The 25,661-nt window shown below is 69.1% G+C and carries 23 protein-coding genes and 2 pseudogenes; 7 read left to right on the top strand and 18 right to left on the bottom strand.

Annotation, left to right across the window (positions count from 1 at the left end):
- Positions 1 to 566 precede the first annotated feature (566 nt).
- The 3 genes and pseudogenes from NQU55_RS24305 to NQU55_RS24295 form a co-directional block, all read right to left on the bottom strand.
- Positions 567 to 2,249 carry an MFS transporter gene (locus NQU55_RS24305; RefSeq protein ID WP_256791114.1) on the bottom strand — a complete coding sequence of 561 codons (1,683 nt, stop codon included), beginning with the start codon at positions 2,247 to 2,249 and terminating at the stop codon, positions 567 to 569.
- Between the two features lie 187 nt (positions 2,250 to 2,436).
- Entirely contained in the window at positions 2,437 to 2,892 is a 456-nt protein-coding gene (locus tag NQU55_RS24300; protein ID WP_168095801.1) for a hypothetical protein, read from the bottom strand.
- Positions 2,893 to 2,978: 86 nt separating this feature from the next.
- A pseudogene (locus NQU55_RS24295) lies at positions 2,979 to 3,224 on the bottom strand (histidine phosphatase family protein); the annotation flags it as partial.
- A 116-nt stretch (positions 3,225 to 3,340) separates the two neighbouring features.
- Here NQU55_RS24295 and tap point away from each other — a divergent pair.
- Together tap and tpg are read left to right on the top strand one after the other, a co-directional pair.
- Positions 3,341 to 5,533: a telomere-associated protein Tap gene (tap, locus tag NQU55_RS24290; RefSeq protein WP_168095802.1), complete on the top strand. Its 2,193-nt coding sequence runs from the start codon at positions 3,341 to 3,343 to the stop codon at positions 5,531 to 5,533.
- Between the two features lie 3 nt (positions 5,534 to 5,536).
- Positions 5,537 to 6,091 carry a telomere-protecting terminal protein Tpg gene (tpg, locus tag NQU55_RS24285; RefSeq protein ID WP_168095803.1) on the top strand — a complete coding sequence of 185 codons (555 nt, stop codon included), beginning with the start codon at positions 5,537 to 5,539 and terminating at the stop codon, positions 6,089 to 6,091.
- Between the two features lie 85 nt (positions 6,092 to 6,176).
- Here tpg and NQU55_RS24280 read toward each other — a convergent pair whose 3' ends face one another.
- The 4 genes from NQU55_RS24280 to NQU55_RS24265 all read right to left on the bottom strand — a co-directional run bounded on the left by NQU55_RS24280 (position 6,177) and on the right by NQU55_RS24265 (position 8,702).
- The gene (locus NQU55_RS24280) at positions 6,177 to 6,611 is read right to left on the bottom strand and encodes a VOC family protein (RefSeq protein WP_168095804.1); all 435 of its coding nucleotides are present in this window, start codon (positions 6,609 to 6,611) and stop codon (positions 6,177 to 6,179) included.
- Positions 6,612 to 6,679: 68 nt separating this feature from the next.
- Entirely contained in the window at positions 6,680 to 7,411 is a 732-nt protein-coding gene (locus tag NQU55_RS24275; protein WP_256791113.1) for a DUF2625 family protein, read from the bottom strand.
- 54 nt (positions 7,412 to 7,465) lie between these two features.
- Positions 7,466 to 7,927: a hypothetical protein gene (locus NQU55_RS24270; RefSeq protein ID WP_256791112.1), complete on the bottom strand. Its 462-nt coding sequence runs from the start codon at positions 7,925 to 7,927 to the stop codon at positions 7,466 to 7,468.
- A 244-nt stretch (positions 7,928 to 8,171) separates the two neighbouring features.
- A complete protein-coding gene (locus NQU55_RS24265; RefSeq protein ID WP_240976405.1) occupies positions 8,172 to 8,702 on the bottom strand; it encodes a hypothetical protein in 531 nt (176 codons plus the stop codon).
- Between the two features lie 240 nt (positions 8,703 to 8,942).
- Between NQU55_RS24265 and NQU55_RS24260 the strand changes: the two genes are divergently transcribed.
- Positions 8,943 to 9,899, top strand: a complete 957-nt coding sequence (locus NQU55_RS24260; protein ID WP_168093263.1) for a GlxA family transcriptional regulator — start codon at positions 8,943 to 8,945, stop codon at positions 9,897 to 9,899.
- 107 nt (positions 9,900 to 10,006) lie between these two features.
- Positions 10,007 to 11,005, top strand: coding sequence for a type I glyceraldehyde-3-phosphate dehydrogenase (gap, locus tag NQU55_RS24255; protein ID WP_256791111.1), 999 nt, complete (start codon positions 10,007 to 10,009; stop codon positions 11,003 to 11,005).
- Positions 11,006 to 11,415: 410 nt separating this feature from the next.
- On the opposite strand, the gene NQU55_RS24250 is transcribed toward gap, so the two are convergent.
- The gene (locus tag NQU55_RS24250; protein ID WP_256791109.1) at positions 11,416 to 11,775 is read right to left on the bottom strand and encodes a hypothetical protein; all 360 of its coding nucleotides are present in this window, start codon (positions 11,773 to 11,775) and stop codon (positions 11,416 to 11,418) included.
- A gap of 312 nt (positions 11,776 to 12,087) precedes the next feature.
- Here NQU55_RS24250 and NQU55_RS24245 point away from each other — a divergent pair, with 312 nt between their 5' ends.
- On the top strand, positions 12,088 to 12,477 hold the full coding sequence (locus tag NQU55_RS24245; protein ID WP_256791108.1) for a hypothetical protein: 390 nt from the start codon (positions 12,088 to 12,090) through the stop codon (positions 12,475 to 12,477).
- Between the two features lie 244 nt (positions 12,478 to 12,721).
- Here the strand turns inward: NQU55_RS24245 and NQU55_RS24240 are convergent, their stop codons facing one another.
- The 6 genes from NQU55_RS24240 to NQU55_RS24220 form a co-directional block, all read right to left on the bottom strand.
- A complete protein-coding gene (locus tag NQU55_RS24240; RefSeq protein ID WP_256791107.1) occupies positions 12,722 to 13,555 on the bottom strand; it encodes a hypothetical protein in 834 nt (277 codons plus the stop codon).
- A 671-nt stretch (positions 13,556 to 14,226) separates the two neighbouring features.
- Positions 14,227 to 15,225, bottom strand: a complete 999-nt coding sequence (locus NQU55_RS24235; RefSeq protein WP_240977068.1) for a hypothetical protein — start codon at positions 15,223 to 15,225, stop codon at positions 14,227 to 14,229.
- A gap of 320 nt (positions 15,226 to 15,545) precedes the next feature.
- The gene (locus NQU55_RS37170; RefSeq protein WP_372504795.1) at positions 15,546 to 16,055 is read right to left on the bottom strand and encodes a ricin-type beta-trefoil lectin domain protein; all 510 of its coding nucleotides are present in this window, start codon (positions 16,053 to 16,055) and stop codon (positions 15,546 to 15,548) included.
- Between the two features lie 233 nt (positions 16,056 to 16,288).
- Entirely contained in the window at positions 16,289 to 17,188 is a 900-nt protein-coding gene (locus NQU55_RS24230) for a glycoside hydrolase family protein (protein ID WP_256791106.1), read from the bottom strand.
- A 284-nt stretch (positions 17,189 to 17,472) separates the two neighbouring features.
- Entirely contained in the window at positions 17,473 to 17,892 is a 420-nt protein-coding gene (locus NQU55_RS24225) for a hypothetical protein (protein ID WP_256791105.1), read from the bottom strand.
- Between the two features lie 167 nt (positions 17,893 to 18,059).
- Positions 18,060 to 18,647, bottom strand: a complete 588-nt coding sequence (locus tag NQU55_RS24220; RefSeq protein WP_168096940.1) for a TetR/AcrR family transcriptional regulator — start codon at positions 18,645 to 18,647, stop codon at positions 18,060 to 18,062.
- 71 nt (positions 18,648 to 18,718) lie between these two features.
- Here NQU55_RS24220 and NQU55_RS24215 point away from each other — a divergent pair, with 71 nt between their 5' ends.
- Together NQU55_RS24215 and NQU55_RS24210 are read left to right on the top strand one after the other, a co-directional pair.
- A complete protein-coding gene (locus NQU55_RS24215; protein WP_256791103.1) occupies positions 18,719 to 19,684 on the top strand; it encodes an NADP-dependent oxidoreductase in 966 nt (321 codons plus the stop codon).
- A gap of 103 nt (positions 19,685 to 19,787) precedes the next feature.
- Positions 19,788 to 20,969, top strand: a complete 1,182-nt coding sequence (locus NQU55_RS24210) for an FAD-dependent oxidoreductase (RefSeq protein ID WP_168094097.1) — start codon at positions 19,788 to 19,790, stop codon at positions 20,967 to 20,969.
- A gap of 154 nt (positions 20,970 to 21,123) precedes the next feature.
- On the opposite strand, the gene NQU55_RS24205 is transcribed toward NQU55_RS24210, so the two are convergent.
- The 4 genes and pseudogenes from NQU55_RS24205 to NQU55_RS24190 all read right to left on the bottom strand — a co-directional run.
- Complete coding sequence (locus NQU55_RS24205; protein ID WP_168094098.1) at positions 21,124 to 22,104, bottom strand: helix-turn-helix transcriptional regulator; 981 nt, start codon at positions 22,102 to 22,104, stop codon at positions 21,124 to 21,126.
- Between the two features lie 262 nt (positions 22,105 to 22,366).
- Positions 22,367 to 23,308, bottom strand: a complete 942-nt coding sequence (locus NQU55_RS24200; RefSeq protein ID WP_168094099.1) for a VOC family protein — start codon at positions 23,306 to 23,308, stop codon at positions 22,367 to 22,369.
- 485 nt (positions 23,309 to 23,793) lie between these two features.
- Positions 23,794 to 24,921, bottom strand: a complete 1,128-nt coding sequence (locus NQU55_RS24195; protein WP_206329597.1) for an FAD-dependent monooxygenase — start codon at positions 24,919 to 24,921, stop codon at positions 23,794 to 23,796.
- Positions 24,922 to 25,112: 191 nt separating this feature from the next.
- A pseudogene (locus tag NQU55_RS24190) lies at positions 25,113 to 25,661 on the bottom strand (transposase); the annotation flags it as partial.

Genomic DNA, 25,661 nt, shown 5'->3' with positions numbered 1-25,661 from the left:
TTCCGCTGTCCACCCATCGACGGCCCTGGCGTATCAGCCGCATCCCGGGCGACGCTGCGGCGGCGACCGTCACTGCCTTGGCGAGGGCTTCGGCCGACAGGTCCCCGTCGCCTTCCACTACGTGGACCACGCAGTGCCCCGGTCTCATGCCCAGGAACACCCACTCCATAGGAGATACGGCGCGGGTGTAGGGCCGGGAGCCGGCGGGGCCGGTGTGAGGGGTGACGTCGAGCGGCCCGGATGCGGACCCGCTGTTGCGTTGATTTCTCAAGATTGATCGCAATCGTTGTGGCGTTATGTCGACTCTCGCCGTGTGAGTCGGCCGGCCTACCGGCTGGCTTTCCGGCCGGCTCTCCAGCGGACTCTCCGCCCGGCGAGTTCCGCACCGGTGGTGCGGCAGGTGGTGGGGCCGTGATTTCGGCGCGGTTCACCGCGCATGGTGCGGGGCCGGAGGCAGGCCGCCGGGCCGGGCCTTGCCGTGGAATGCCCCCCGGGTTCTTCGGCCGACCTCTGTGGCCACCGCCCTGACGGACCGAAAGGCCGCCCGTCCGCCCCGGTGCGAGCCGTCAGCTCTGGCCGGCGCTCCGGCCGTTACTTCGACCCCTGCTCCGGCCCTGGGTCGGCACGGCCGCCAGGACGGTGGCCTCCCCGGGCTCGGCGCCGATGCCGGCGACGTCTTGGGCGTCGGTTTCAGCCCGTTCCGGCCTCGCCTCGGGGGGCGGGGGAGGAGGCGTGCTTGCCGGGAGGTGACGCATCAGGCGGCCCCCCAGCAGCGCCGCGCCGACCATGAAGACCAGGCCGACCAGCGCCGCCAGGTGCATCCCGTCCGCGAACGCCGCCCGGGAGGTGGCGGCCAGCTCGTTCCTGGCCAGGTCCGGCAGTCGTGCTGCGACGGCGACCGCGCCGCCGAGCGTGTCACGCGCGGCGTCCGCCGCCTCCCTCGGCAGTCCGGACGGCATCGAGTCGGTCAACTGCGACCGGTAGACCGCCGCGCCGACCGCGCCGAGCACGGCGATCCCCAGCGAACTGCCCAGCTCGGTGGCGGTCTCCGAGGTCGCGGCGGCCGCTCCGGCCCGCTCGGCCGGAGCGGCCGAGATCGCCAGGTCGGCGGTGAGCGTCATGGTCCCGACGGTGCCCGCGCACAGCACACCGGCCGCGGTGAGCACCAGCGCCACCGGGGAGTCGGGCCCCACCAGGGTCATCAGCCCGAAGCCGAGAGCACCCACCAGCAGTCCGCCGGACATCTGATGGGCGGGGCGGACCCTGCCGGAGAGCACCGAGGACAGGCCGACCGCTACCCCCACCCCGGCACTCGGCACCAGAGACCAGAGCGAGGCCGCGAGCGGGCTCATGCCCTTGATCAGCTGCAGGTACTGCGAGGTGAAGAGGGTGAAACCCATCATGGCGAACATGGCGACCGTATTGACGGTGAGCGCACCGCTGAAGGTCCTGATCCTGAAGAGGCCCAGGTCGATGAGCGGATGCGCCGCCGTGCGCTGGCGGTGGACGAAGAGGAGACCCAGCACCAGGCCGACGGCCAGGACCAGTGCCGGAGCCGGGCTCCATCCCTCGATCGCCAGTGTCTTGACGCCGTAGACGACCGGCAGGACCGTCGCCAGCGAGAGCCCGGCGCCCAGCAGGTCGAAGCGGCCGTCGCGGGGGGCGCGGTACTCGGGGAGCAGGAACGGGCCCGCGAGCATCAGCAGCGCCATGACCGGTATGGAGAGCAGGAAGGTCGATCCCCACCAGAAGTGGTTCAGCAGCAGCCCGCCGGCCACCGGCCCCAGCGTGGCACCGGCGGTGCTCGCGGCGGTCCAGGCGGTGATGGCGGTCTGCCGTTGCCTGGGGTCGTGGAACATGTTGCGGATCAGGGCGAGCGTGGAGGGCATCAGGGTGGCACCGGTGATGCCCAGCAACGCGCGGGCCGCGATCAGCTGCGTAACCCCGTGGGAGTACGCGCCCAGCAGGGAGGCCGCGGCGAACCCGGCCGCGCCGCAGAGCAGGAGCCTTCGGCGGCCGATGCGGTCTCCGAAGGCCCCCATCGGGATCAGCAGCCCGGCCAGCAGGAACGAGTAGCTGTCCATGATCCACAGCTGCTGGGTGCCGCTGGGCTGCAGGTCGCTACTGATGAACGGCACGGCGAAGAACAGCACACCCATGTCCATCGAGAGGACCAGGGTGGGAAGCAGGAGGACGAAGAGCCCCGTCCAGGTACGACGATCGGCGAGGCCGTTTGGGGCGGCGGTCATGGAGGCGACGGTACGTATGTTCCATATGGCTGCCTAGGAAGAACGTCCAACTCCGGGGCGTAGGACCGTCGTTTAGGGGGGTTTAGGGGGGCCGGTCACGGCTTGACGCGTTCGTGCGGCTACGCAGCGTTGGCCCACTGGCTGGTTCTGTCTTGCCATCTGTTCACCGATGGCCGGGCTCCTTGGTTCAGAACGGCGGGTTGATCGCTGAGGAGTGGTTCACAGATGCCTCCTCCACTCCGAGCTTGTCCAGCCGCGACCGGATCGCGCTCGGCTGACGCGCGAACCGCTCAGCGAGAGCCTCGATGCTGTCGCCGGCGGCATGTCTTTCCAGGAGGAGTTCTTCGTCTTCCGGTGACCATCGTTGATAGGCGTTCGCGTATTGCTTCCTGATCTCCTCGACCGCATATGCGCGCGGATCCGGTGAGGAGGCCGAGGGAAGCTCAACTGCACTGAGGTGGTCGGCCGGGAAGGTGCCAACTTCGGTTCCCTCGAGCCAGAGCGTGACCGCGCCTTCGGTGAAGGTCAGTACGTCTGCCCTGAGTTCCACGACCTTGCGCATGACATTCGGGTCCGCCGGGTCGAGCACGAAATCAGTGAAAGTTAAACGGACTTGATGGTTGGGTATGGCGTTGGCGGTCATGAGTCGATCATGCCCAGCGTGCGGCAGCAGAACAAGCGCAATGCGGGTTGCGGGTTGCCGGTTGCGGGGGAGGGAGGGTCCCGCGATCAGATGTGGAGTTCAGACGGGAAGCCGGTCCAGCGCAGTCCTGCGGGTAGGTGTCGCATGTCGTTGTAGAACAGCATGGAGAGCGGCTTGCCGGGGACGTAGCGGATGAGGGTCAGAGCTGCGTTGCCGTGGTTGAGGCCCATCCAGCGCCACTCGGGCGCGTCGAGGGCGGCTCGGATCAGCCGGCCGATGAGGAAGATGTGTGTGACGACCAGTTCATGACGGGGGCGATCTCCGTCGACCGGACAACCGGGACCCGGGCAGCGATGCACAGTCCCCCGAAAGGGTTAATGTGAAGGTTAAATCCATTCCCTAGGTGAGGGTAAAGGTTGGTAGTGTCCGCCCTGGAGGATGGAGGGACATGGCAACCGAGGAAGAGCTGTTCGCGTCCGTGGACGCCCTGCTGGCGGAGGAGCCGCAGCTGCCGCCCCCGGCGGAGCGGGCCCGGCTGCGCGAGGCCGCCGGTATCACCCAGGCCCGCCTTGCGCAGGCTCTGCGGTCGACGACGCAGACGGTGAAGAACTGGGAGAACGGCCGGAGCGAGCCGAAGCCGCCGCGTCTGGAGGCGTACCAGCGGCTGCTTCAGGGCTGGGCGGAGAAGTACCCGAAGCACGGCACCGTCCCGGCCTCGACCCCTGCCTCTGTGCCTGCCCCGGCGGTTGCACCGGACCCGCAGCCGGTCCCCGGGACGTCCACTGCCCTGGCTACCACCGCTACCCCTGCTGCCCCCGAGACGGAGACAGCACCACATCCTCCCGCCACCGCCATTGCCACCGCCACTGCCACCCGCGCGGCCGCGCCGGAGCCGGAACGCCCGGCACCCGCCCGCCCGGAGACGTCGCGCCGTCCGGTGCGGAAGCCTGCTGCCCAGGCCGCCGGCACCGACCCGCGTTTCCCGCACGGCCCCCTCGCCGTACTGGACGGCGACGGCCGAGCCTACGGCCTGGACGGCCTCGTGCTGGACTGCCCGGCAACCACCATCCCGCAGCTGGTGGAGTGGACACTGACCGAGTCCGGTCTCGGGGCCCCGCGCCTGCACCGCAACGGCAAGGACGCCGACCCACTGATCGTCCTCACCGCGGCCGCCACCGTGAAACTCGGGCTCCCGGAGCGCCTGGAGGGCCCCGAGCAGCGCCGCTCCCTACGCCTGGACGACGACCATCCCGTGGTCAAGCAGATCACGAAGGCGAAGTGGAAGCTCACGCAGCGCGGGTTCGGTCCGTGGGCCCGGATCTACCGTCCCGCCCAGGCCGGGCAGCGGCAGTGCGTGCAGCTCGCCGTCCTCTCCTGGGACGCACTCGACGCCCGGTCGTGGCCGGGCGTCGCGCAGATGGAACCGGCCGGCATCGCCCGAGTCCTCGGCGTCTACGCGAACCGGGTCATCACCCCGCGCGGCAGCACGGCCGTCTCCGGCCTGGAGCTCATGACGGCGCTGCGCCCGCCGACCCGGGCCGTGCAGGACCGCAGCACCGGCAACTGGGTAGCGGGCCACAACCCCGGCAGTCTCGGGACCGAGCCGGTGGACCCGGCGCCGCCGGAGGCCACCCCCGAGCACCCCGTCGTCGTGGGCAGCGGCTGGACCGGTGGATTCCTGGACGAAGAGGCGTACCAGTGGGTGCGCAACATCGATCTGCTCTCGGATGAGGAGTGCCTGCTGCCCTTCGCGGTCGGCCTGGACCTGAACACGGCCTTCCTCGCCGCGGCCGCCCGGCTCACCGTGGGCCTGTCCGGCCCCGAGCACTTCGCAAGCCCGCCCTTCAACCCGAAGATCCCCGGATCCTGGCTGGTGGACCTGTCCCGCATCGAGCTGGACCCCCGTCTGCCCAGCCCGTTCACGCCGACCGGGGAACGCCCGACGGGCCCGGCCTGGTACCAGACGCACACCGTCGCCTACGCCCATGAGCTGGGCTGCAACGTCGCCCCGATCGAGGCGTACCTGCGGCGCGAGACCGGCGCGTACCTCGACCCTTGGCACGACCGCCTCAAGACCGCCTACGTCGACACCCTCGCCGATCTCGGCGTCACCAAGGACCTGGACGACCACGCCTTCCTCGCCGCGATGGAGCAGCACAAGCAACTCGACCCTGGACTGGCGGCTGTCCTCAGCGCCATCAAGGCCACGATCAAGGGTGGCGTGGGCAAGCTGCGCGAGCGCCCCCAGGGCCGTCACTACAGGGACGGCGAGCGGTGGCCGGCGCTGGAGCGCCCGACCTGGCGCCCCGACATCCGCGCCGCCGTCATCAGCAAAGCGCGGGTGAACATGCACCGCAAGCTGCTCAACATGGCCCGGATGACGGGCCTGTACCCGCTTGCCGTCCTGTCCGACTGCGTGGTCTACCCGAGCCCCGGTCGCTCGCCGCTGGACTTCCTGCCGTACAGCGCCTCCGGTAAGCCGCAGCCCGGTGCGTTCCGCCTCGGGCCGACCCCGGGGCTGGCGAAGGTGGAGGGCGTGCAGGAGATGTCCTGGGCGGTCGACCTGATGGAGCAGGGCTACAACCCGGCCCGTCACATCAAGGGCGACGGCCACGACGCATCGCTGGACGAGGGGGAGTAGGCCGTGGGAGATATCGATGAGGCCATCGACCGCGCCGACCAGGAGGCGTTCACCCGCGAACCGCCCAAGTCCGTCCAGGCGCGTGTGAACTTCCTGATCAGACAGCTCAAGACGACCAAGGCCGTCGCCCGGGAGCTAGGGGTCACCCAGCGGTCGGTGGAGCGCTACCGCACCGGCGAGCGCAAGAATCCGCCGAAGCCCATCGCCGACCGCATGGACGCGGCCGTCCGCGCCCGCTGGCAGCCGCAGGTACGCAAACGGCGCCGCCGCCAAGCCGCCACCGCCACCGGCATCACAGTCGAGACCCGGGCGCAGTTCGGCTATACCGCACCGATCGGCACAACCGACGACGGCCGTTTCCGCCGCCTGACGGTCCACCTCCCCCCGGCCTACGCGCAGCGCCTGTTCGACGCCAAGCAGCAAGGAGCCGGCGACCAGCAGTTGCGCGAGATCGTCGCCGAGGGACTGCAAGAGGTGTACTTCAAAGACGGCGGTCGCCGCGCCGGCAACCTTGAAGTCGCGTTCACGAATATCGACTATTTCGACGTCTCGTTCTGACCGGCACGGCTCGCCCGTCCCGAGCACCTGATCCGGCGAGCTGTGCCACAGTGCCCCGACAGGACGAGCGCGCGTTCGCGGTCGCTCAGTCGAGACAGAACTCGTTGCCCTCGATGTCCTGCATCACCAGGCACGACTCGTTGTAGTCATCGGCAACCAGCAGTTGTACGCGTACCGCGCCGAGCGCGACCAGCCGTGCGCATTCGGCCTCAAGCGCGGCGAGGCGCTCCTCACCCACGAGCCCGGTGCCGACCCGCACGTCAAGGTGCACCCGATTCTTGACGACCTTCCCTTCGGGAACGCGCTGGAAGTACAGTCGCGGGCCCACACCCGAGGGATCGATGCATGCGAACCCTGAACCCTGACGCTCGGGCGGCAGTGCGCGATTGAAATCGTCCCAGGTGGCGTACCCCTCCGGGGGCGGCGGTACGACGTACCCCAACACCTCGCACCAGAAACGAGCGACGCGCTCAGGTTCTGCGCAGTCGAAGGTGACTTGGAACTGCTTGATCGATGCCATCGGCCCACCATAGTGGCGCGTGCTGTTCACCGGGACCCCTGTGTGTCATCGCCGCAGGGGAAAACCGGTCACACGTCGCCGAGGAACCCGGGATCAGACGGCCCCACCTGCCGGGCGAAGTCCGCGGCGACTCCGATGACCTCGCGCATCGGCACAGGGCGCCGGCTCGTCGCCGCGAGATCGCCGTGGGCCTCCTCGGACCACAGGAACGGATACACGGAGATGCCCTGTGAGAAGGCCAGCGCTGTGGCCTCCTCACGCCAGCCGGGCCATCGCAGCCCGTCGTAGAACGTCTCCAACCGACCCGAGAGCAGCCAGGAGACCCAGCTGGAGTGACCCATTCCCAGTGCTTCCCACGCCAGGGTGTCGGGAGCGAAGTACGTCATCTGTCCAGGCTCCCCAGGGCGACCCGTAGCCGCCGGATCGCCACCGTTCAGCGCGAAGACTCCACCGACGACGTCCTGGCCGACGACGAGACCCGTCGCGGGATGCCATGCGGGATCGAAGTCCGCGGGGAAGCGGTTGACCTGCGCCAGGCTCGGAAGCCCCCCGCCCGCGAACGGACTCCCGCCTCCGCCGAACACTCGCACCCACCCGTTGTCCACGAGCAGTCCGCCGGTATTCAAGGCCAGAGCCCCCAGCACCGAACGCGCCGTGACCTGCAGCTGCAGAAGGCAGCGACGACTTTCGTCAATGTCGGCGGGCAGTACCTGAACAGGCACGGAGCTCACCGAAAGCATCTCCTGAAGCTCCGGCCACGCCGGATCATCTACGTTGACCAACTCATCGATCTCTCGCACCCGAGGATGGTCGCACCCTTTCTCGTCCCCCCATCATGGGGGGCTTCCAGGGTCTTACTTGTCCATGTTCAGCCCGATCGCCACCATCACGCCGAGTATCACGATGAGGAGACCCACGATCCAGGCCAGGCAGCCGGCGGTCGTCTTCACCGTCTTTCGTGCTTCCGCCCGACGGCCCAGTTCCTCCGGTGTCGCGGCCGGCCCGAAGGCCCGCCACAGGGCGCGGACGGACCAGAAGGGGCTCATCACGATTCCGTAGACCAGCAGGCAGAGGTAGTAGAGCAACTCCAGGAACTGGGCGACGAACGCAACGGCCGCCAGAAAGGGAAGCAGCAGGAGGCCGATCAGCAGGCCCTTGTCGTCGAGGACACTGCCGAGCTGCGGCTTGGGTATGCGACGCCGGGGTCGGCGTAGACCAGCCCTTCCATCAGTTGCTGAGGGAATGTCCGTGGTTGGCGCGGTTGGTGCGGTTGGCGCGGTGGCTGGTGGTGCCGGGTACATGTGCTGCTGATCCATAGCGGGCGAGCCTACCCGGCCGTCAGCTCCTCTCCGTGACCATCAGAAGGATCCTCGGGGCAGCTCTGACATGCCTGGTCCCGGTGGCGGTGGTCTCGGCGCCTGGTGGGCGCTTGGGGTGTGCCGATGCCGACCGGGGACCTGGAGGCGCTCGTGGCAGTCAGCCATGATCGGACGCAGACCCGGTGGGCGAGAATGTGGCGGGCGAGAATGTGGCGGGCGTCGCAAAGGCTGGGCGAGGTGATCACTGGTTATGTTCCAGGACAACCCCGCGGAGCTCGGCTGCGGAGTCGGCGGCGAGCCGATAGATGCCCTGGAGGCTCGCCGACCTCATGAGTCGCCCTTCATCGACATGCTTGAGCTTGCGCTCGCCGCGGCGCGAGGTGAAGGTCAGACGCTCCAGGACGTCGGCAGGGACGACTGTGCTGAACGTCAGGGGAGAGCCTGGCGGACCGAGAAGCACCTCCGTCACACAGCCGGCCTTCAGGGGCCTCCAGTCCAGAAGCTTCGTGTAGTCGTCATCGTGGAGCTCTGACCCGGCATGCTCGTACGGGATGATCCGCGACACTTCCATCGCTCCCAGAACGTGGAGACGCGTGCGGAAAGCCCGGACGGGATAGATCGTGTCACCGGGCTGAACACCTGCGCGCTGGAAGCTGGGGAGCGACTGGTGCGGACCGCCGAACAACATCGTCAGACGCCGGCCGGCATACCCGGATCGCTCAAGCTCTCGGCAGAGATCGTTGGTCCACAGAGCCGTGTAGGAGTTTGGCATGGCAGAACCGTAGACGTCCCCACTGACAGTGACCCCAGTGTCCGTGAGGGCGAGGGAGGAGCAACCTTCAGAGGAAACCCGTCATCTCGGTAACCACGCAACGACCAGCGGCCACAGCGGCAGGTGTCGCCTGCCGGGTCCGCGCAGTGGGCGCATCGAAGCCATGCCTCTGCCTGAGGCCTCAGACCTCAGACCTCAGACCTCAGGCCTCAGGCCTCAGGCCTCACGTAATCTCTTCCCGTGTCCGCACCCCATCTCCATCGTGTCGCCGTCCTTGTGCTCGAGGGTGCGAAGCCGCTCGATGTCGGAATTCCCGCGCAGGTTTTCACGACCCGCGCCAGCATGCCGTACGAGGTGCGGGTGTGCGGGGCGACACCCGGTCCCGTGGCCGGCGGCGACGGCCTCGCGTACTACGTCGCCCACGGTCTCGACGCGCTCGCGTGGGCCGACATCGTCTTCGTCCCCGGCTACCGCTTCCCGGACCGTGACGACCCGCCGCAGGCCGTCGTCGACGCACTGATCGCCGCCCACGACCGGGGCGCGCGGCTCGCCGCCATCTCGACGGGCGCCTTCGCGCTCGCCGCCACGGGCCTGCTCGACGGCAGGCGCGCCACGACGCACTGGCACTACACGCGGGCACTCATGGCCAGGCATCCGCTGGTCCAGGTCGACGAGAACGTGCTGTTCGTCGACGAGGGCAGTGTGCTCACCTCCGCCGGCGCCGCCTCCGGCATCGACCTGTGCCTGCACATCCTGCGCGGCGACCTCGGTGTGGCCGCGTCCAATCACGCGGCCCGGCGTCTGGTTGCGGCCCCCTATCGCAGCGGAGGCCAGGCCCAGTACGTGCCGCGCAGCGTTCCCGAACCGCTGGGCGAGCGGTTCGCCGCCACCCGCGAGTGGGCGCTGCACCGACTCGGCGAGCCCCTCACCCTGGACGTACTGGCGCGGCAGGCCGGGGTCTCGCCACGCACGTTCTCCCGGCGCTTCGTCGAGGAGACCGGCTACACGCCGATGCAGTGGGTGATGCGCGCCCGCATCGACCTGGCCCGCGAACTGCTCGAGCGCTCGCAGCGCAGCGTCGAACAGATCGCCGCCGACATCGGGCTCGGCACCGGCGCGAACCTGCGCCTGCACTTCCAGCGCATCCTCGGCACCACACCGAGCGAGTACCGGCGCACCTTCACCCGGGGCGAGTAACTCGCCCGGCACCGCGTGGCGAGATCCTTTTGAACCGTGGCGATACCGCCACTGTCAGCGGCGCCGGCCGCGGACGAGCATGGTGGCGAAGGGAAGGGACATCACTCATGACTCGCATCGCCATCAACGGATTCGGCCGCATCGGACGCAATGTGCTGCGCGCACTGCTGGAGCGCGACAGCGCCCTCGAGATCGTCGCCGTCAACGACCTGACGGAGCCCGCCACTCTCGCCCGGCTGCTCGCCTACGACAGCACGGCCGGCCGGCTCGGGCGCCCGGTGACCGTCGACGGGGACACCCTTGTCGTCGACGGCCGCCGGATCACGGTGCTGGCCGAGCGCGAACCGGCTCAGCTGCCGTGGGCCGAACTCGGCATCGACGTCGTCCTGGAAGCCACCGGCCGCTTCACCTCGGCCAAGGCCGCCCGGGCCCACCTCGACGCGGGCGCGAAGAAGGTACTCGTCAGCGCGCCGTCGGACGGCGCCGACGTCACGCTCGCGTTCGGGGTCAACACCGACGCGTACGACCCGGCCGTGCACACGATCGTCTCGAACGCCTCCTGCACCACCAACGCGCTCGCGCCGCTGGCCGCGGTCCTCGACGAACTCGCCGGTATCGAGCACGGGTTCATGACGACGGTGCACGCCTACACGCAGGAGCAGAACCTGCAGGACGGTCCGCACCGCGACGCCCGTCGCGCCCGGGCCGCCGGCGTCAACATCGTGCCGACCACGACCGGCGCCGCCAAGGCGATCGGCCTGGTGCTGCCGAACCTCGACGGCAAGCTGTCGGGCGACTCGATCCGCGTACCGGTGCCGGTGGGCTCGATCGTCGAACTCAACACGACCGTCGCCCGCGACGTGACGCGCGAGGACGTGCTGGAGGCGTACCGCGCCGCAGCGGAGGGACCGCTCGCCGGCGTCCTCGAGTACTCGGACGACCCGCTCGTGTCGTCCGACATCACGGGCAATCCCGCCTCGTCGATCTTCGACTCGGCCCTCACCCGCGTCGAAGGCCGCCACATCAAGGTGGTCGCGTGGTACGACAACGAGTGGGGCTTCTCGAACCGCGTGATCGACACACTCGAGCTCCTCGCCGCTCACTGACCGGGCGCCGGGGGGCGGTTCCCCGCCTCCGGCGACCGTATCGGCCGGCACTTCCTTTAAGTGACCAGTTCGGTCATCTTGGGCAGGACATCGCGCGGGGTGCCGGGAAACGGCGGCCGGGCGCAACCAGGGGCAAATCGTTTGCCGACTGTGTTGAGCTCTGGCCGGGATGCCGCTACCGAGGGCGGTGGACGACGGTCGGCTGCTATTGGCCGTGGACGTCTCGCCATAGCCAGCGTCATCGTCATCGTCAACGCGCTGTGCCGCTCAGTTGCCCCCAGCGACATCGCCGCGGGATACACGGCAACGGGGCGCGGCCGCTACCCCTTGGAGTAGCGGCCGCGTCCGGATGCTTGTCAACGGCAGGTTGTGCTGCGGCGGTTTGTGCGCCGCAATGGTCGATTAGTCGATTAGTACGTGACCTTGTAGAAGTTGCCGTCCTGCTGCTTGGGGACCTTCGGGTGGAGCGTGGTGATGACACCCCGGTTGGCCTCATCGCAGTGACGGTTGCGGAACAGCCGCACGTCGACGATGCCCTTCCACCAGTGGCCGCGGACATAGGTGTCGGCGTCCGGGGTCTGCCAGCACAGGCCGACGGCCTGGCCGTTCTGATTGCTTCCGTAGATCCAGATGGAAGCGACCTTGTGCTTGGTGTCCTTGAAGTGGATCTGCTGCCCGTTGGAGCCTGCAGCGGCGGTGCCGCTCGTCGCCAGCAGGCCCGCTGTGGCCAGGGCGATGGAGGCCGCGCCGGTCGCGGCCATACGTCGCATACGCATTGGTCCCCCCAAGTGTGTGCTCGGTGGATTACACATGGTGATCGATCGCCGGGAGTAATCTTGATCTGGAGGTCAGGTCGCGTCAATGTGCCCGTAGTGTGGCGCAGGCCACGTTGTGAACAGGGATGCCCGGGCGGCTTACCCGACCCGCATGCGTCCAGCCAGCGACGGCTGGCCGACGCAGTTTTTGACCACGTGGCGCATGTGCGTGGTGGTCACAGGCCGGCGTCCCCGCAACACCAGAGGGCACCGCGTCGGCTCAACGAAATCTGTCGCCTCGACTGATCCAGCGAAAGGAACTGCCCGATGAAGGTCCTCGGTTCCCACGAAGAGACCTGGCTGGCAACCCCTGGTTCCGTGGGCAGCATCCGCGACGTCGTGACGGATGCGCCCAGCCCCGACGAGCAGCGGATCGCGGTCTACCTGCAAGGCGGGCACGTTCTCTTCGCGTCCATGGGCGTGGTGGACGACGTGCTGGGGTCGGGCGAGAACATCGTCGGTGGTAGTTCCCTGTTCACCGACGGTGAATGGGTATGGCGAGGAGATCTATCCTTCTACGTGACCACGTATCACCTCGCTCTGCCGGACGAGTTCGTCGGCCGGGCCCGTACAGCGGGCTTCGAGGTGCCCGCAGTCGGGCAGCAGCGCCTCATGGAGCTGACGGACGCGGTGCGGGCGCTCCGGTCGACGACGTAGGCGCGGCAGATGCGATGCGATGCGGTGCAGTGCCCCTCTGAATTCGGCTATGGATTCAGAGGGAGCGCTTCTGCGGACAACGCCACTCCCGGGCCGTCAGGAACACGCCCAGCGAACCGGTCGTTCGCCCGAGCGTGGCGGCCCGGGAGGCCGGTTGTCCGGTTGTTCTTTGGGCAGAAGGCAGCGTTGAAGAGGCGGACCCGTCCGCCCGCCGGACCGCGTTGTTGCCGCGGCGACCGGGTGTTCAGTGACCTAGCGCGGCGCGCAGCGTGATCCCGTGGCGGATGCGCAGACGGCGCACTTCCCAGACCGACAGCGTGGTCACGGACAGCGGGCCGCCGAGCATGAACGTGTACAGCACTTCCGGAGGCGCGGCGACGTCGGGGCCGTTGAACATCTGGAACGCGAAGAGCGACCAGACCAGCAGCGGTGAGATGAGCGCCGGGAGCAGCGGGTGCACGTCCCTGGCCAGGAAGCATGCGAAGACGCAGACGTAGGTGGCGAGGAGCGTGTAGACGCTCGAGCCGAGGAGCACGGCGAGGGCCGCGAGCCAGCCGATGGCCAGGGTCAGGAAGGCCAGCACGGTGCAGATGATTCCGGGGCCGGCGACAGCCGAGAAGAGGTCCTTGAGGTCCTCGCCGTCGATGAGGTCACCCTTGAGGGTCTCGACGGATAGCCAGATGCAGAGGGGGCCCGCGGCCAGCAGGAGGGCGGCTGAGATCGGCCCGCGCAGGCGCCCGGCGAAGTCACGCCGCCTGTCAGGGGTGCTCGCGATGAGGAAGGCGGTGATGCCGATGATGCTTCCCACCGCCAGGATTCCGCAGGAGAAGGCCAGTTCGAGGAGCTTGCCGAGGACGAACTCCTGCCCGCCACCGTTCAGCGGATAGGCCGCGACCAGCCAGACTGCGGCGGCCAGGCCGAGTACCGTACGCGCGAGCTGCATCCCGAAGATGAGCTTGTCCTCTACGTGGTCGGCCGTGGGGGTATGCGCGCGACCCCCTGCCCAGGAGCGGAGGAACGCCTTCAGTGCACCGCCGGGGGCCGCACCGTTGCCGTATGTCGTTCTGGACCCGCTCACTTACTGTCTCCCCGTGACGCGTGCGTTCCCTGCGTTCCGTGGGTCACGCGCATGCCGCCACGAACGTCGAACACTTTATCGGTTCGCGTCAGGGGTCCTGCGCTGTAAGGATCCCGGGCAAGGCTTCCGAGATAGGCGAGCGCTCCCAGGGATCGCGCAGACTCCTCGGGGTGGGTGCAGTCACGATCACGCACGCCACCGAAGTCGTAGGAGAAGGCCTTCTCCATTCGCGAGCGCGTGGCAGGGTCCGAAGGGCCGCCTCTGGAGGCCAGTGGGCTGACGACAAGGGGTTGACGCGCTGACGTACGACGAAGGACGAGCTTCGGGGGACGGTCTCGACAGCAGCTGCAGGGCTCTGCCGCCATGGGGCGCCAGGGTGAACGTGCCTCGGACGTACGTACCGTCGGCCGTTCCTGCCATGCCGCAGCCTCGGCTGGCGCAGCGCGCCGTAGCGGGCCGTAGCGTGCAGGCCAGGCACCGGCCGGCTCGTGGCGCCGGTGCCGAGTACCGGCTTTCCCCGACTGGGGGAGAAGAGGAGGATCGGGCCTGCCTGCTGTTCACCGCGGCCTGGTGCCAGGTTGACGCTCGCACACGGATCGGGTTCGTTCGCCTTCACGCCCCCTGGCCATAGCCGCATCGGACGACCCCGTTTCCTCCTGCATCCGTTGGGGTCAGTGGGCGGGCTTGTCGGCGGGCTGTCCGGTGGTGGGTCGTTGTTCGAGGGTGATGTCCACGCCGCGGGCACTGTGGTGGAAGGCCGGGGAGAAGCCGGCGCGGGTGAGGGCCTGCTCCTGGGACGCGGCGGCGTGGGCGGCGGCCTCGCGGGCACCCGAGGAGAGGTGGTTGCAGGTGATGTGCCACACGCGGGACGCGTGGGCCAGACGCTGTTGCAGAACAGCCGGGTCGGCGGGCAGGTTGTCCAGGGCGCCGAGGCCGGCGGCCGTCCGCGCCGTGCCCAGGTCGGCGCGGCCTGTGAACGCCTCTTTGAAGGCCGTGGCGATCAGACCGCACCGGGCGCCGCTGAAGAGCACCGCATCGCCGGGAGCGTCATGGATGCGCAGGGTCCTGATCACGGCGCGGGTGTCCCATTGGCGGCTGTCCTCCTGGCGGATCGCGAGGTGCGACGCGGCGAGGGGGACGGCCGACAGGAGCACGAGCAGCAACTGCCGGCGCGGGCGGACGTCGGTGGCGGCTGTCGCGAGTAGCAGGGCGAGGGCCGGCAGGCAGAACAGCAGGTAGCGGTAGGCGAAGAGGGGGTGGCCGAGGGAGACGGCCATGAGAAGCAGCGGGGGGACGGCCAGCCAGGGCACGCCGACGGCGAGAGCCAGGGGAGGGGCCTTGCGTCGGCGCACCACGAGGACGGTCAGGGTGGTGAGAGCGGTGAAGGTGAGCAGGAGCTTCAGTGCGGTGGGCAGGGTGTCCTGGCCGGGGGTGAGGAGCCAGGTGAAGTAGCTGAGCGGCGTACCGACGGTGACCGGCGCGGCTTCACCTACGGCGGAGCTCTGGGCGGAGCCGAGAATCAGCAGCGGGACGACGGCGGTGATGCCCGCGGCCTGCGCTGGCAGCAGGCGCACGACGACGCGGCGGCCGGGACGACGCAGGGCCACGGTGACCGCGTGGGCGGCCACCAGCAGCAGTCCCATCACGTTGAACCAGCCCAGCAGAGCCATCAGCACGGCGTAGCAAGCCAGCCACCGACTGCGGGCACGGCTGGACAGGGCCTTCACCAGGGCGCCCGTGGCCAGCGTACGAGCTGTAACCCGGTTTGCGCGACCGTCCAACCCCGGCTTCGCCGAAGGAAGATGGGCATCGAGGCGCCCTGCGGCCCTTTGCGCCGCGACGTGCAATCGGCCGGTTCCAGGACCTGGGTCGGCTGTCATGCTGGGAGCCGGGCATGCCTGTCCGATGGAGCTCGCCCTGGTGAAGTAGGTCGGGTAGCCGGGGTACGGCAACGTGACCCGGCTACCCGACCTACGCCAAAGCCCTACGATCAGGACTTGAAGGCCCATCTTTGGATGTCGGTGTGGTTGCAGGCGCTGGTGTGCGGCGCACGGGTAGCCGGGTCCATCGTGAGGCACTTCTTGGTGCCCCAGTTCTTCACGGAGCCGTCGCTGTAGCGGGTCCATTTCGTATGGTTGCCATTGCAGAGGAAAGACCCGAATCCTCCCTCCCAGTCCCCGAGGCACTGGCGACTGTCAGCGACGTTCTTGAGGGTGTTGTCCGATCCGAGGGCCCAATGATGAGCCATGGCGTGCGGGTTACAGGGCCCTGCCAGTACACGCTCATCTCTGCGGTAGAGGCAGTATTTGCTCTCGTAGTTCTGGATCCGGACGGACGGGACTTCCGCTTGGGCGCGCCGCGTCTGCGCCACGTCCGTGTTCGGTGTCGCACCGGCAGGCGTGGGGGACAGGCCTGTGAGGAGGGCTGTTGCAGCCACTGCTCCGAGCAACGTGTGCTTTGTTCTTGCGCCCCGGCGGGGCCGTGCGGCATGGGTGAACATCTTTGATGCCTCCTGGTGGGAGGGGGAGGGAGTGCGATTGATTCCCGCGGTGACGTTCGGGCAGCAGGTGCGGAGCGGCCTGGCGGAACATGTGCAAGGCGCGGCGCGGGTATCCGGTGTCGAAGGGCCGGGACGGGCCTGTTGCTGCATCCGGTGGGCCGCTTCCGCGGCAATGCCAATTTCGCAGCGGCCTCGGCCTCGGCGCCTGTCCGGCACTTGCCGCCCGACGCCGGTCAGACGGCGCGGGCGATGCAGATGCGGGCGTTCAAACGCGGTCCCGCTTCGTAGAACATGTAATCCCTGCCGCCTTCACTGCCGAACGACGGCGCGGCCACGCGGCCCCGGTCCGAGGCGATCGGCGAGTGGAACACGCCGAGATGGTTCTCACGGTCGAAGGCGCTGCCGACTTCGGTGATTCGCATGCGGCCGTCGTTGCCGTGATAGGCCACATAGGTGGTGCCGTTCCGCTTGACCAGACTCGGCCCGGCGATGTCGGTGACACCGTCCGGCTCAGGGTTGACCAGCGGTGTGGGGCTGAATTGCCAATCGTCCCAGCCGTTGGGCGACCAGCCGTAGAAGATCCGCCTGCCCTTGCGTACGCCCATGAAGACCATGACGTACTTGTTGTTGCGTCCCGGCAGGGCGTGCTCGAAGACGCGGGCATAGGAGGTCTCCGAGGTGCCGGGCACCAGGCGGGTGCTCAGGATCGGGGTTTCGTCGGTGAAGTGGAGACCGTCCTGGGAGCGGGCCACGCGCGTCACGGTGTTCTCGCCGTGGAAGTAACAGAGGAACTGCCGGGTGGCCGCGTCCCAGATCACGTGGGGGGACGAGACGTGGCTGACCGTGGTACCCGGCAGGTGGTTGTCAATGAGCGGATTACCCTCGTACTGGGTGAAGGGGCCTTCCAGCGAATCGGCGAATGCCACGCTGATGCCGCCCGGGTTCTCATGCGGCGCGTAGTACAGGTAGTAGCGGGACCTCGCTCCGCTGATCTTGTCGTATACCCCGCGGATGCAGGGGAAGATGACCTCCCCCGTGGGTCTCAGCGGGCCCACCAGCGCGTCCCTCAGGTAGCGGTACGTCGGCATCCCGGCCGGTCCCGCCGCGAGCGCCGGCCCCGCGTCGGCGAGCACACCACCCCCCGTACCCGCGGTGATTCCGGCCGCCACCGCTGCAGCCGCCGCACCGCGACCGGGCCGGCCGACAAGACGGTCGGAAGCGCAGCAAGAGCAGCCGACCGCGAAGGCCGGACCCTGAAGGCCGATCTGGTCGAGTTGCCCGCAGGTTCAGGGAAGGACCGCCGTAAAGGCCCGGACCGGCCGCTGACTGCGCCGGGCAGGCCCAGGCGTAACGGGGGGCTGCTTGCGCACCCATTGAGGTGAGGCCGGCCCCGGCCCATGTTGCGGGGACTCCGACGTCACCCGAACGCGTTCTTCCTGCCGCAACTTCCGTGCGCACTACCGAGGATTGCTGAAGCCTCCTTCCCGGTGAGCTCAAGCTCCTGCTTGGTCTTTATCGCCTGGTCGACCAGGGCCTGCCCACTGGCCACGCAGAGCGCGTTGCCGTGAGCGACGAGTACGTCGTCGCTGATGTGGTCCAGATCCGGGTAGTGCTCCCGGATCGTCTTGAGGTAGAGCTTGGCCGACAGGCCTGTCAGCCCGCGCACTTCCGAGGGAGCCGCCGGCGGACTCTTGGAGGGCGCGGCCGAGGCGGACGCGGGCGCAGTAGCCGGTGTCGCCGAGGCGCTCGACCCACTGTCACCAGACGGGCCGCAAGCCGAGGCGCCGAAAGCGGCGACCGTAAGACAGACGGCGAGCAGAGGCAGACGCTTGTGCATGAATCTCCTGGTACGCGAGTGAACTGAGAGATTCTCCCCCATTCCCGGCGTGCTCCACGAATGCATTTCCTCGCGGACGGGTGGGCCCGGGGTACCAGCCGCCTACCCGGCCGCCTACCCGGTCGTCGGTCGGGTGGAGGCAGGTTCGGGCCTGGAGGGGCAGTTCCTCACGCAGGTCGAGATGGGCGGCCGACGTTCCAGGCCGCTTCGATCATCCGGAAGATCTCCTCCACCGCGGACTGCGGATCGGTCGCCTCGCGGGCAAGTGAATAGGCGTCGATTACGAACCTCGCGATCGTCCGGCAAGTCGTTGTGGCCGGCGGGAGGCCGAGATCGGCGGCGATGGCCGCTGCCAGCGACTCCGCATGGCGGAGCCGCATCGACTCCTCGTACTCCCGCAGGGCAGGCGATGCCTCGATCATGCGCCGGATCGGGGCGGCGCTGTCCGCCGTGCAATGTCGCACCAGGGCCTGGATCTCGCGGCGCAGTGCGGGGATGAGCGGCTCGTGCTGCGCCCGGTCGGTGACCGCCTGCGTGAGGCGTTGCTCGAAGTCGTCGTCCTGCTCGAAGACCAGGGCCTCTTTCGAGGCGAAGTGGGAGAAGAGCGTGGTGACGGCTACGTCGGCCTCGGCGGCCACGTCACGGATGCCCACCGCGTCGTACCCGCGTTCCAGGAAGAGCTGCAGGGCGGCGTCGGCGATCTTCTGGCGGGTCGCGGCCTTCTTACGTTCACGGCGTCCGAGCGGCACGGTCATGCCTTGACACTATCAAATCCAAAGCCACAACCGTTTCTAAACACTAACTGTTAGTGCTATGGTGCGGCAGCATGAAGAGAGTGAGCTTCGCCGAGTTCGGCGGCCCGGATGTTCTGCAGCTCGTGGACGCCGAGGAGCCCCACGCGGGCCCCGGTCAGATACGCGTCGCCGTGCGGGCGGCAGGTGTGAACCCCATCGACTGGAGGATCCGTGAAGGCCAGTTCCAGAAGGTCCGTCCGGTCGAGTTGCCCGCCGGTGTCGGGCAAGACGCCTCCGGCGTGGTGGACGAGGTCGGCGAGGGCGTCGACGGGGTCGAGGTCGGCGACCGCGTGTTCGGGCGAGGCTCGTGCACTTACGCCGAGTTCGCCGTGCTGTCGGCCTGGGCCCGTATGCCGGAGGGGCTGACGTTCGAGGAGGCGGCCGGATATCCCTCCGTGGTGGAAACCGCGCTGCGCATCCTCCGCGAGGTCGGTGTGCGGCCCGGGCAGACGCTGCTGGTCAGCGGTGCGGCCGGGGGAGTGGGGTCGGCGGTGCTGCAGATCGCCCGCGACCGCGGCATCACGGTGATCGGCACGGCCGGGGCCGCGAACCAGGACTATCTGCGGAGCCTGGGCGCCCTCGCCACAACATACGGCGAGGGCTGGGTCGAGCGGGTGCGGCAGCTCGGCCGAGTCGGCCGAGTCGGCCGAGTCGACCGGGGCGGCCGGGGCGGCCGGGGCGACCACGTCAACACGGCCGACGCGGCCGACGCGGCTCTTGATCTGGCCGGCTCGGGCGTGATCCGCGAGCTCATCGAGCTGACCGGGGACCCGCGCAAGGTGATCTCCATCGCCGATCTCACTGCGCCGCAGCTCGGTGCCCGGTACTCCGGCGTGACCGGGAACGTCCCGGAAGCCCTCGCCGAGGCGGCCGGCCTCATCTCGCGGGGGAAACTCCACATCCCGGTCGCCAAGTCGTACGCGCTCGCGGAGGCCGCCGTGGCGCACATCGACAGCAGGGCCGGTCACACGCGCGGGCGCCGGGTCGTGGTCGTCTGAGCCGTTACTGCGCAAGGGCGCGGCCCGGCAAGCCGCATTCCCCCCAGAGAAACCCGGCCGGAGCCTTGCCCGCCCGGCACGTCTGCGACAGCAAGGAGCCCTCATGCGCACCCCCGTCACGATCATCGGCGCCGGCCTCGGCGGTCTCGTCCTGGCACGCGTCTTACACCTCCACGGCATCCCGGTCACGGTCTACGAGGCGGAGCCCTCCCCGGCGGCGCGCTCGCAGGGCGGGATGCTCGACATCCACGACCACAGCGGCCAACCGGCACTCCAGGCGGCCGGCCTGATGGACGAGTTCCGCGGCATCGTCCTGGAGGGCCGCCAAGCGATACGGCTCGTCGACCGGAACGGAACCGTCCTGTATGACAAGGCCGACGACGGCACGGGCAAAAGCCCCGAGGTACAGCGCGGTGAACTGCGGCAGATCCTGCTCGACGCGCTCCCCGCCGGCACCGTCCGATGGGGCCACAAGGCCACCGGTATCCGCGCCCTTGCCGCGGGCCACCACGAAGTGACCTTCGCAGGCGACACCACCACCACCGTCCTTACGAGCCTGCTGGTCGGAGCCGACGGCGCGTGGTCACGAGTCCGCCCGCTGCTCTCCGACGCCACACCCGAATACATAGGCCGGTTCTTCGCCGAGACCTGGGTGCACGACGCCGACACCCGACACCCGGCCACCGCGAAAGCGGTCGGCGGCGGAACGCTCGTCGGGCTCGACCCGGACGGGAACGGGAAATGGTTCGTGGCTCACCGGGAGAAGGACGGGACTCTGCACGCCCACTTCACACTGGCCGAACCGCAGAACCGGTTTGACACCACCGACACCACAGACGCCACTGGCACCACCGATCTCGCCGATCTCACCGATTCCGCCGCGGCTGCCGCGCGGATCGCGGAGGAGTACGACGGCTGGGCACCGGAACTCACCGCCCTGATCACCGCCGGCGAGACCGCACCGGTCCTGCGCCCCCTCCACGCCCTGCCGGCCGGGCACCGCTGGGACCGGGTGCCGGGGGCGACCCTGCTCGGCGACGCTGCCCACCTCACGGCCCCCAACGGCGAAGGCGCCAACCTGGCAATGCAGGACGGCGCCGAACTCGGCAAGGCCCTTGCCGCACACGCACACGCACACGCGCACCCCGACGACATCGAGACCGCCCTCACCGCGTACGAGCAAGCACTGTTCCCCCGCGCCGCCGCTGCCGCCGCGAGAGCCCCTCACAACCCCACTCCCCAAGAGTTGGTCGACTTCTTCACTCAGGGCGAGCGGACCGGGTGAGCCACTCGTCGTACGCCCGCAAGCCGCGCTCGACGCGGTCGGCGGACGGTTCCCCGGCGATCACGTGCAGGACGGCGCGGGCCTGGTTGAGCCTGTCGGCCCGCTACGGGACCGCTGCCGGGGGCTCTCGGCGGAGGAGAGGGGGACGACCGAGTTATCTGCGGTTTGCGGTGTCGGAGGGAAGTTCGGCGAAGCGGTCGCGGTAGTCGCCGGCGAAGCGGCCGAGGTGGGCGATGCCCCACCGGTAGGCGACCGTGCCGATGGGGTCGCCGGAGGCGAGGATGTCGTCCCGGATCCGGTCGAGTCGCAGGTTGCGGACGTAGGACATAGGCGGGAGGCCGAACCGGTCGCGGAATGCGGAGGTGAGGGTCCGTGGGCTGCAGCCTGCGGCACCGGCGATGCGGTCGAGGCTGAGGCGCTCTGCGAGGTTCGCTTCGACGAACGCGAGGGCTGCCCGCAAATGGCGTGGGTGGCCGGGTTGCGGACCGTCGTGGAGCTCGCCGGTGTGGGAGTGCGGCTGGGCCAGGAGCAGGGCGGTGACGAGGCAACGCAGCTGGCTGCGCTGCAACTCCGCGTGCTGGAACAGAGGGTCCGGCGAGTCCATCTGTTCGAGGAGGGAACGGGCCAGCAGCTGCACCGTCCGGCCCTTGGGGCCGGCCAGGTCGAGGGCGAAATCGAAGCGGACGGTGGACACCGGCGGATGCCCGGTCAGCGTGGCGAATTCCTGGTCGACCAGGGCGGCGCCGATGCGCAGGCCCAGGAACCGTGTCCTGCGGCTGGGCAGGGGCCGCAGTTCCTGGGTGTCTCCAGGGTTGGCGATGCCCGCCGTCGCCTCGTCGAGGGTTGCCCGCAGGTCGCCGCGCGATGCCGAGACGGCACCGGAGAGGCCGATGTTGACGAAGTAGCAGCCGCGGTTGCGGCCCTTGGCCGAGGTGACGCGTACATCGAGTGGTGAGGCGAAATAGCCCACCGCGAAGTCGTGTGCGGCGACGCCGCGCAGTTCGTGGTCGCCGCCGCGTGGTTCGTCCAGGGGTGATGTGGCGATGGAGCCGCCGAACAGGCGGGTGGCGGCGTTCAGCAGGTCGGCGGGGTTCCTGGACCTGGTGATGAGGTGGTTGCGCAGCGGTGTCGGCACGATGACGAGGTCACCTCCCTACGGGCCCATTGTCAGCCATGGCCACGGCTGACAATGGCCATGGCAGTTGGCGTGTTGTGTCGCGGGCGCACGCATCGGGCTGTACGCGGCGGTGCCGCGGCTTTCTTCTGCGGGGGTCATCTGTGGGTTTCTTCTGCGGGCTGCCGCGCCGGGCGAGGTGTCGGCCGGTCGGCGTGCCCTTCCCAGGAGGCCCCCGGTCGGCGACGAGCCGGGTGCGTACAGGTTTCACGCGGCCTGCTGCTCACATCGGCGGGGCCGTGAACAGCCCCGGGTCGGCGTCGTTGTGGGACTCGGCGGCGATGAACTCGTCCATCTCCTCGGCCGTACCCCACTGATCCGCGTTGGAGGGATCGCGCAGGTCGAAGATGCGAGGGTGCCAGGTGTCCTCGTCCAGGATCTCCAGCTCGGTGGTGTACTCGACGGTGTTGCCGGCCCGGTCGAGGAAGTAGCTGAAGCAGTTGTCACCGGCCCGGTGCCGCCCCGGTCCCCACAGCCGCTCGATGCCCAGGCGCCGCATCCGGCCCGTGCCGCGCATGAACTCGTCGATTCCGCGCATCTCGAAGGAGGCGTGGTGGAAGGCCGCGTGCGGCCCGCGCACGATGCCGAAGCTGTGGTGAAAGGTGTTGCACCGCAGAAACCACATGATCTCGCCACGGTCGCGCAGACACATCGTGTCCGAGAGACGGAACCCCAGATGCTTGATGTACCAGGCGACCGTGGCCTCGGGGGTGGGAGAGTTCATCAGCACGTGGGAGAGGCGTACGGGGACCGGCTCGCGGGCCTCGATCTTGCGGTGCCGGCGGACGGAGACGTCGGCGGAGACCTCGACCACGCGGCCCTCGTTGTCGAAGAAGCGGACCGCGTAGCCGCCCCCGGGGGTGTCCAGCATTCCCGGCTCGTGGACCAGTCGCACGCCCTGAGTGATCAGCTGTGCTGCCAGGGCGTCGACGTCGTCAGCGCGGGCGGCGCCGAAGGCGATGAGGTCGGTGCGCTTGTGGGCGTCCTCGCGTAACCGCACCACGTACTGCTCCGGGGACCCTTCGGCCGCCAGGAAGGAGACACCGGTGTCACCGGCGGTCTCCGTCAGTCCCCACGACTCGGTGTAGAACCGGCGCTGCTCGGCGAAGTTGGGCATGGCGATATCGATGTGCCGCAGGTGGGTGATCAGACTGCTGTTGCTCATGGTGCACTCCCTCAAGCGGAGCAGCGGCGCAGCGGCGCAGCTACGTTGGTCGGCTCAGTCGTTCGGTCAGCCAGTCGAGGACGGTGGGCAGTACGGGCCCACGCCCATGCGGCCTCCGGGGAACGTCCAGGTCGTCTTGGGGCCTCGTCCTCCAGGGCCAGGCGGAGATCGGCCGAGGCGTTCTGCTGGTCGTCCTTGGGCCCGGCGCGCCCGGGTCGCGAAGTCTTCCGCCCTCGCCGGCCAGTGCCCGGCCCAGGACCGGGGACGGGAAGCGTTTTCGATGCGCCGCGCGGCGTCGGTCGTCGTGACCGATGGAGCTGAAAGGGGTTCCTACGCTGCTCCAGATGCTCGCGCAGCCACTGCTGCGCCTCAGGCAAGGTCCGTGTCCGACAAGTTGCAGCAGGCATCTGTCTCACCTGTCTCATCTGTCTCTCCTCGTCCGTCGCGCGGACGGCAGGCGCCAGGCCGCCCTTCGCGCGGGGTGGTTACGCGGGCTCGGCCATGAGCCAGTGGCAGGAATCGACCAGCGCATACGCCTCGTGGTGGCGCTGCGCCTGCTCCAGGCCGGCGATCACCATCGAGGTCTCCACGAGCGTCCTGCACCTCTGCGTGCGCCGGCTGACGAACGCTTGGAGCCCCGCGCCGACAGACTCGTGTCGCCCGATTTCCCGGGCCAGCACGAGCCCGTCCTCCACGGCCAGGGCAGTGCCACTGGCCATCTGCGGTGCGGGCGCATGCGCGGCATCACCGATGACCACGCCGTTGCCCCGGCTCCAGGCGCCCTTCAGGAGCGCCGTCAGCACCGGGCGGCGCACCACCGAATCCGACTCGGCTATCAGAGAGCGGAACTCCGCCACTCGCCCCGGGAAGACCTTCAGCAACTGTTGCAGGCGCGGGGCGAGTTCGGCATCGGACAGGATGCTCTGCCCGACTCTGTTCTCCGTCAGGAACACGTACGCCTGCCTGCCCGAGAGGGGCACGAGGCCGGCCGTGTCGGTCTTCCCGGCGAACTGATGGATCCCGGTGGCCCACGACGGGCGGGGCACCAGAGCCCGCCAGACCATCTGCCCGTGGAATTCGAGCGAGGCCTCAAGCCCCAGCAGGCCCCGCACCGACGAACGGATCCCGTCCGCACCCACCAGCAGCGCGACTCTGCGCACCGTCCCGTCCGACAACCGCACGCGGACCAGTTCCCCCTCCTGGTCCACCGCGGCAACCGTCACTTGGTGGCGTACCGCTACGCCGCACCGCTCGGCCTCCGCGTACAGGATGCGGTGCAGTACGGGACGCGCGATACCGACCACCGCCGGCCGCCGCGCACCGAGCAGGCGCGGCAACCGGACCTCGTCCACGGGCTCGCCGTTCACGTCCACGTGCGTGATCGTGTCCATGCCGTAGCCCTCGGCCAGACATGCGCCCGCAAGCCCGAGCTCGTCCAGCGCGCGCAGCGAAGGACCGGTCAGGCACAACCCCCATCCGGAAGGCGCCTCCGCCGGGCCGGCCTCGGCGATCTCGACCTGCCATCCGCCGCGCGCCAGGGCAGCGGCCGCTGTCAGACCCGCCACGCCCGCACCCACGATCACGGCCGTCCGCGCACCGCGATAGCTTCCCATGTACGCCTCCAGAGCGCCGATTTCTCCGAAACCGTAGAGGGCGTCGGCGCTCCGCCATATCCGAATCCGGCAGCGGCTATCCGCTGTCGGCAAGAGGCCATCCGAGAAGAGCACCGGAGCCGAACCTGCACTAAATGATGTCCCGTAAGGGGTCTTTTGGGCAGGCTGAAGTGCCTCTTGCACTCTCCGGGTTATCCCGCGAGGGCGAGGTTGTGGAGTCGGGCGATGCCGAGGATGGCCTGGTGGACACCGTCGCCGCGCAGGCGGCAGTCGCGGAGGATCTTGAAGGTCTTCATCCGGGAGAAGGCGTGCTCGACGCGGGCTCTGGCCCGGCGGTGAACCGTGTTGTCCGCTTCCTGCTCAGGCGTGAGCGGGCAGTTCGGCCGGGGCCAGTGCGGGATGAGAGCGGCGGTGCCGCGGTATCCGCCGTCACCCAGGACCGGGGCGTTCTTCACCGCCCGGTCCACTGTGGATTCCCGGTAGGCACGGGCATCGTGGCGGTTACCCGGCAGTGGCCGCCCCGCCGCCACGACCAGTCGGGTGTTCGCATCGATGACGACCTGGTGGTTGGTGGAGTACCTGTAGTTCTTGCTGGACGCGGCGATGCTGCGGTCGCGGGTGGGGACCAGGGTGCCGTCCACGATCAGCACCGTCCCGGCAGAGGGTGCCGGCGCCGGACCGGTGTCAGCGCGAGAAGCGGGGCGATGTCGTCGATGATCCTGTCCGCAGCCGACTTCGAC

Origin of the sequence: Streptomyces telluris (assembly GCF_024519335.1) — a bacterium.
Lineage (GTDB): Bacteria > Actinomycetota > Actinomycetes > Streptomycetales > Streptomycetaceae > Streptomyces > Streptomyces telluris.
Note: the sequence above shows the minus strand (reverse complement) of the source record. Positions and strands in the feature narration are given on the sequence as shown.

What these genes read in the sequence shown, in the direction of transcription:
- NQU55_RS24305 (WP_256791114.1), bottom strand. Translation starts at nt 2,249, where the DNA reads ATGACCGCCGCCCCAAACGGCCTCGCCGATCGTCGTACCTGGACGGGG.
- NQU55_RS24300 (WP_168095801.1), bottom strand. Translation starts at nt 2,892, where the DNA reads ATGACCGCCAACGCCATACCCAACCATCAAGTCCGTTTAACTTTCACT.
- tap (WP_168095802.1), top strand. Translation starts at nt 3,341, where the DNA reads ATGGCAACCGAGGAAGAGCTGTTCGCGTCCGTGGACGCCCTGCTGGCG.
- NQU55_RS24280 (WP_168095804.1), bottom strand. Translation starts at nt 6,611, where the DNA reads ATGGCATCGATCAAGCAGTTCCAAGTCACCTTCGACTGCGCAGAACCT.
- NQU55_RS24270 (WP_256791112.1), bottom strand. Translation starts at nt 7,927, where the DNA reads ATGGATCAGCAGCACATGTACCCGGCACCACCAGCCACCGCGCCAACC.
- NQU55_RS24265 (WP_240976405.1), bottom strand. Translation starts at nt 8,702, where the DNA reads ATGCCAAACTCCTACACGGCTCTGTGGACCAACGATCTCTGCCGAGAG.
- gap (WP_256791111.1), top strand. Translation starts at nt 10,007, where the DNA reads ATGACTCGCATCGCCATCAACGGATTCGGCCGCATCGGACGCAATGTG.
- NQU55_RS24250 (WP_256791109.1), bottom strand. Translation starts at nt 11,775, where the DNA reads ATGCGACGTATGGCCGCGACCGGCGCGGCCTCCATCGCCCTGGCCACA.
- NQU55_RS24245 (WP_256791108.1), top strand. Translation starts at nt 12,088, where the DNA reads ATGAAGGTCCTCGGTTCCCACGAAGAGACCTGGCTGGCAACCCCTGGT.
- NQU55_RS24235 (WP_240977068.1), bottom strand. Translation starts at nt 15,225, where the DNA reads ATGGCTCTGCTGGGCTGGTTCAACGTGATGGGACTGCTGCTGGTGGCC.
- NQU55_RS37170 (WP_372504795.1), bottom strand. Translation starts at nt 16,055, where the DNA reads ATGTTCACCCATGCCGCACGGCCCCGCCGGGGCGCAAGAACAAAGCAC.
- NQU55_RS24225 (WP_256791105.1), bottom strand. Translation starts at nt 17,892, where the DNA reads ATGCACAAGCGTCTGCCTCTGCTCGCCGTCTGTCTTACGGTCGCCGCT.
- NQU55_RS24220 (WP_168096940.1), bottom strand. Translation starts at nt 18,647, where the DNA reads ATGACCGTGCCGCTCGGACGCCGTGAACGTAAGAAGGCCGCGACCCGC.
- NQU55_RS24215 (WP_256791103.1), top strand. Translation starts at nt 18,719, where the DNA reads ATGAAGAGAGTGAGCTTCGCCGAGTTCGGCGGCCCGGATGTTCTGCAG.
- NQU55_RS24210 (WP_168094097.1), top strand. Translation starts at nt 19,788, where the DNA reads ATGCGCACCCCCGTCACGATCATCGGCGCCGGCCTCGGCGGTCTCGTC.
- NQU55_RS24200 (WP_168094099.1), bottom strand. Translation starts at nt 23,308, where the DNA reads ATGAGCAACAGCAGTCTGATCACCCACCTGCGGCACATCGATATCGCC.
- NQU55_RS24195 (WP_206329597.1), bottom strand. Translation starts at nt 24,921, where the DNA reads ATGGGAAGCTATCGCGGTGCGCGGACGGCCGTGATCGTGGGTGCGGGC.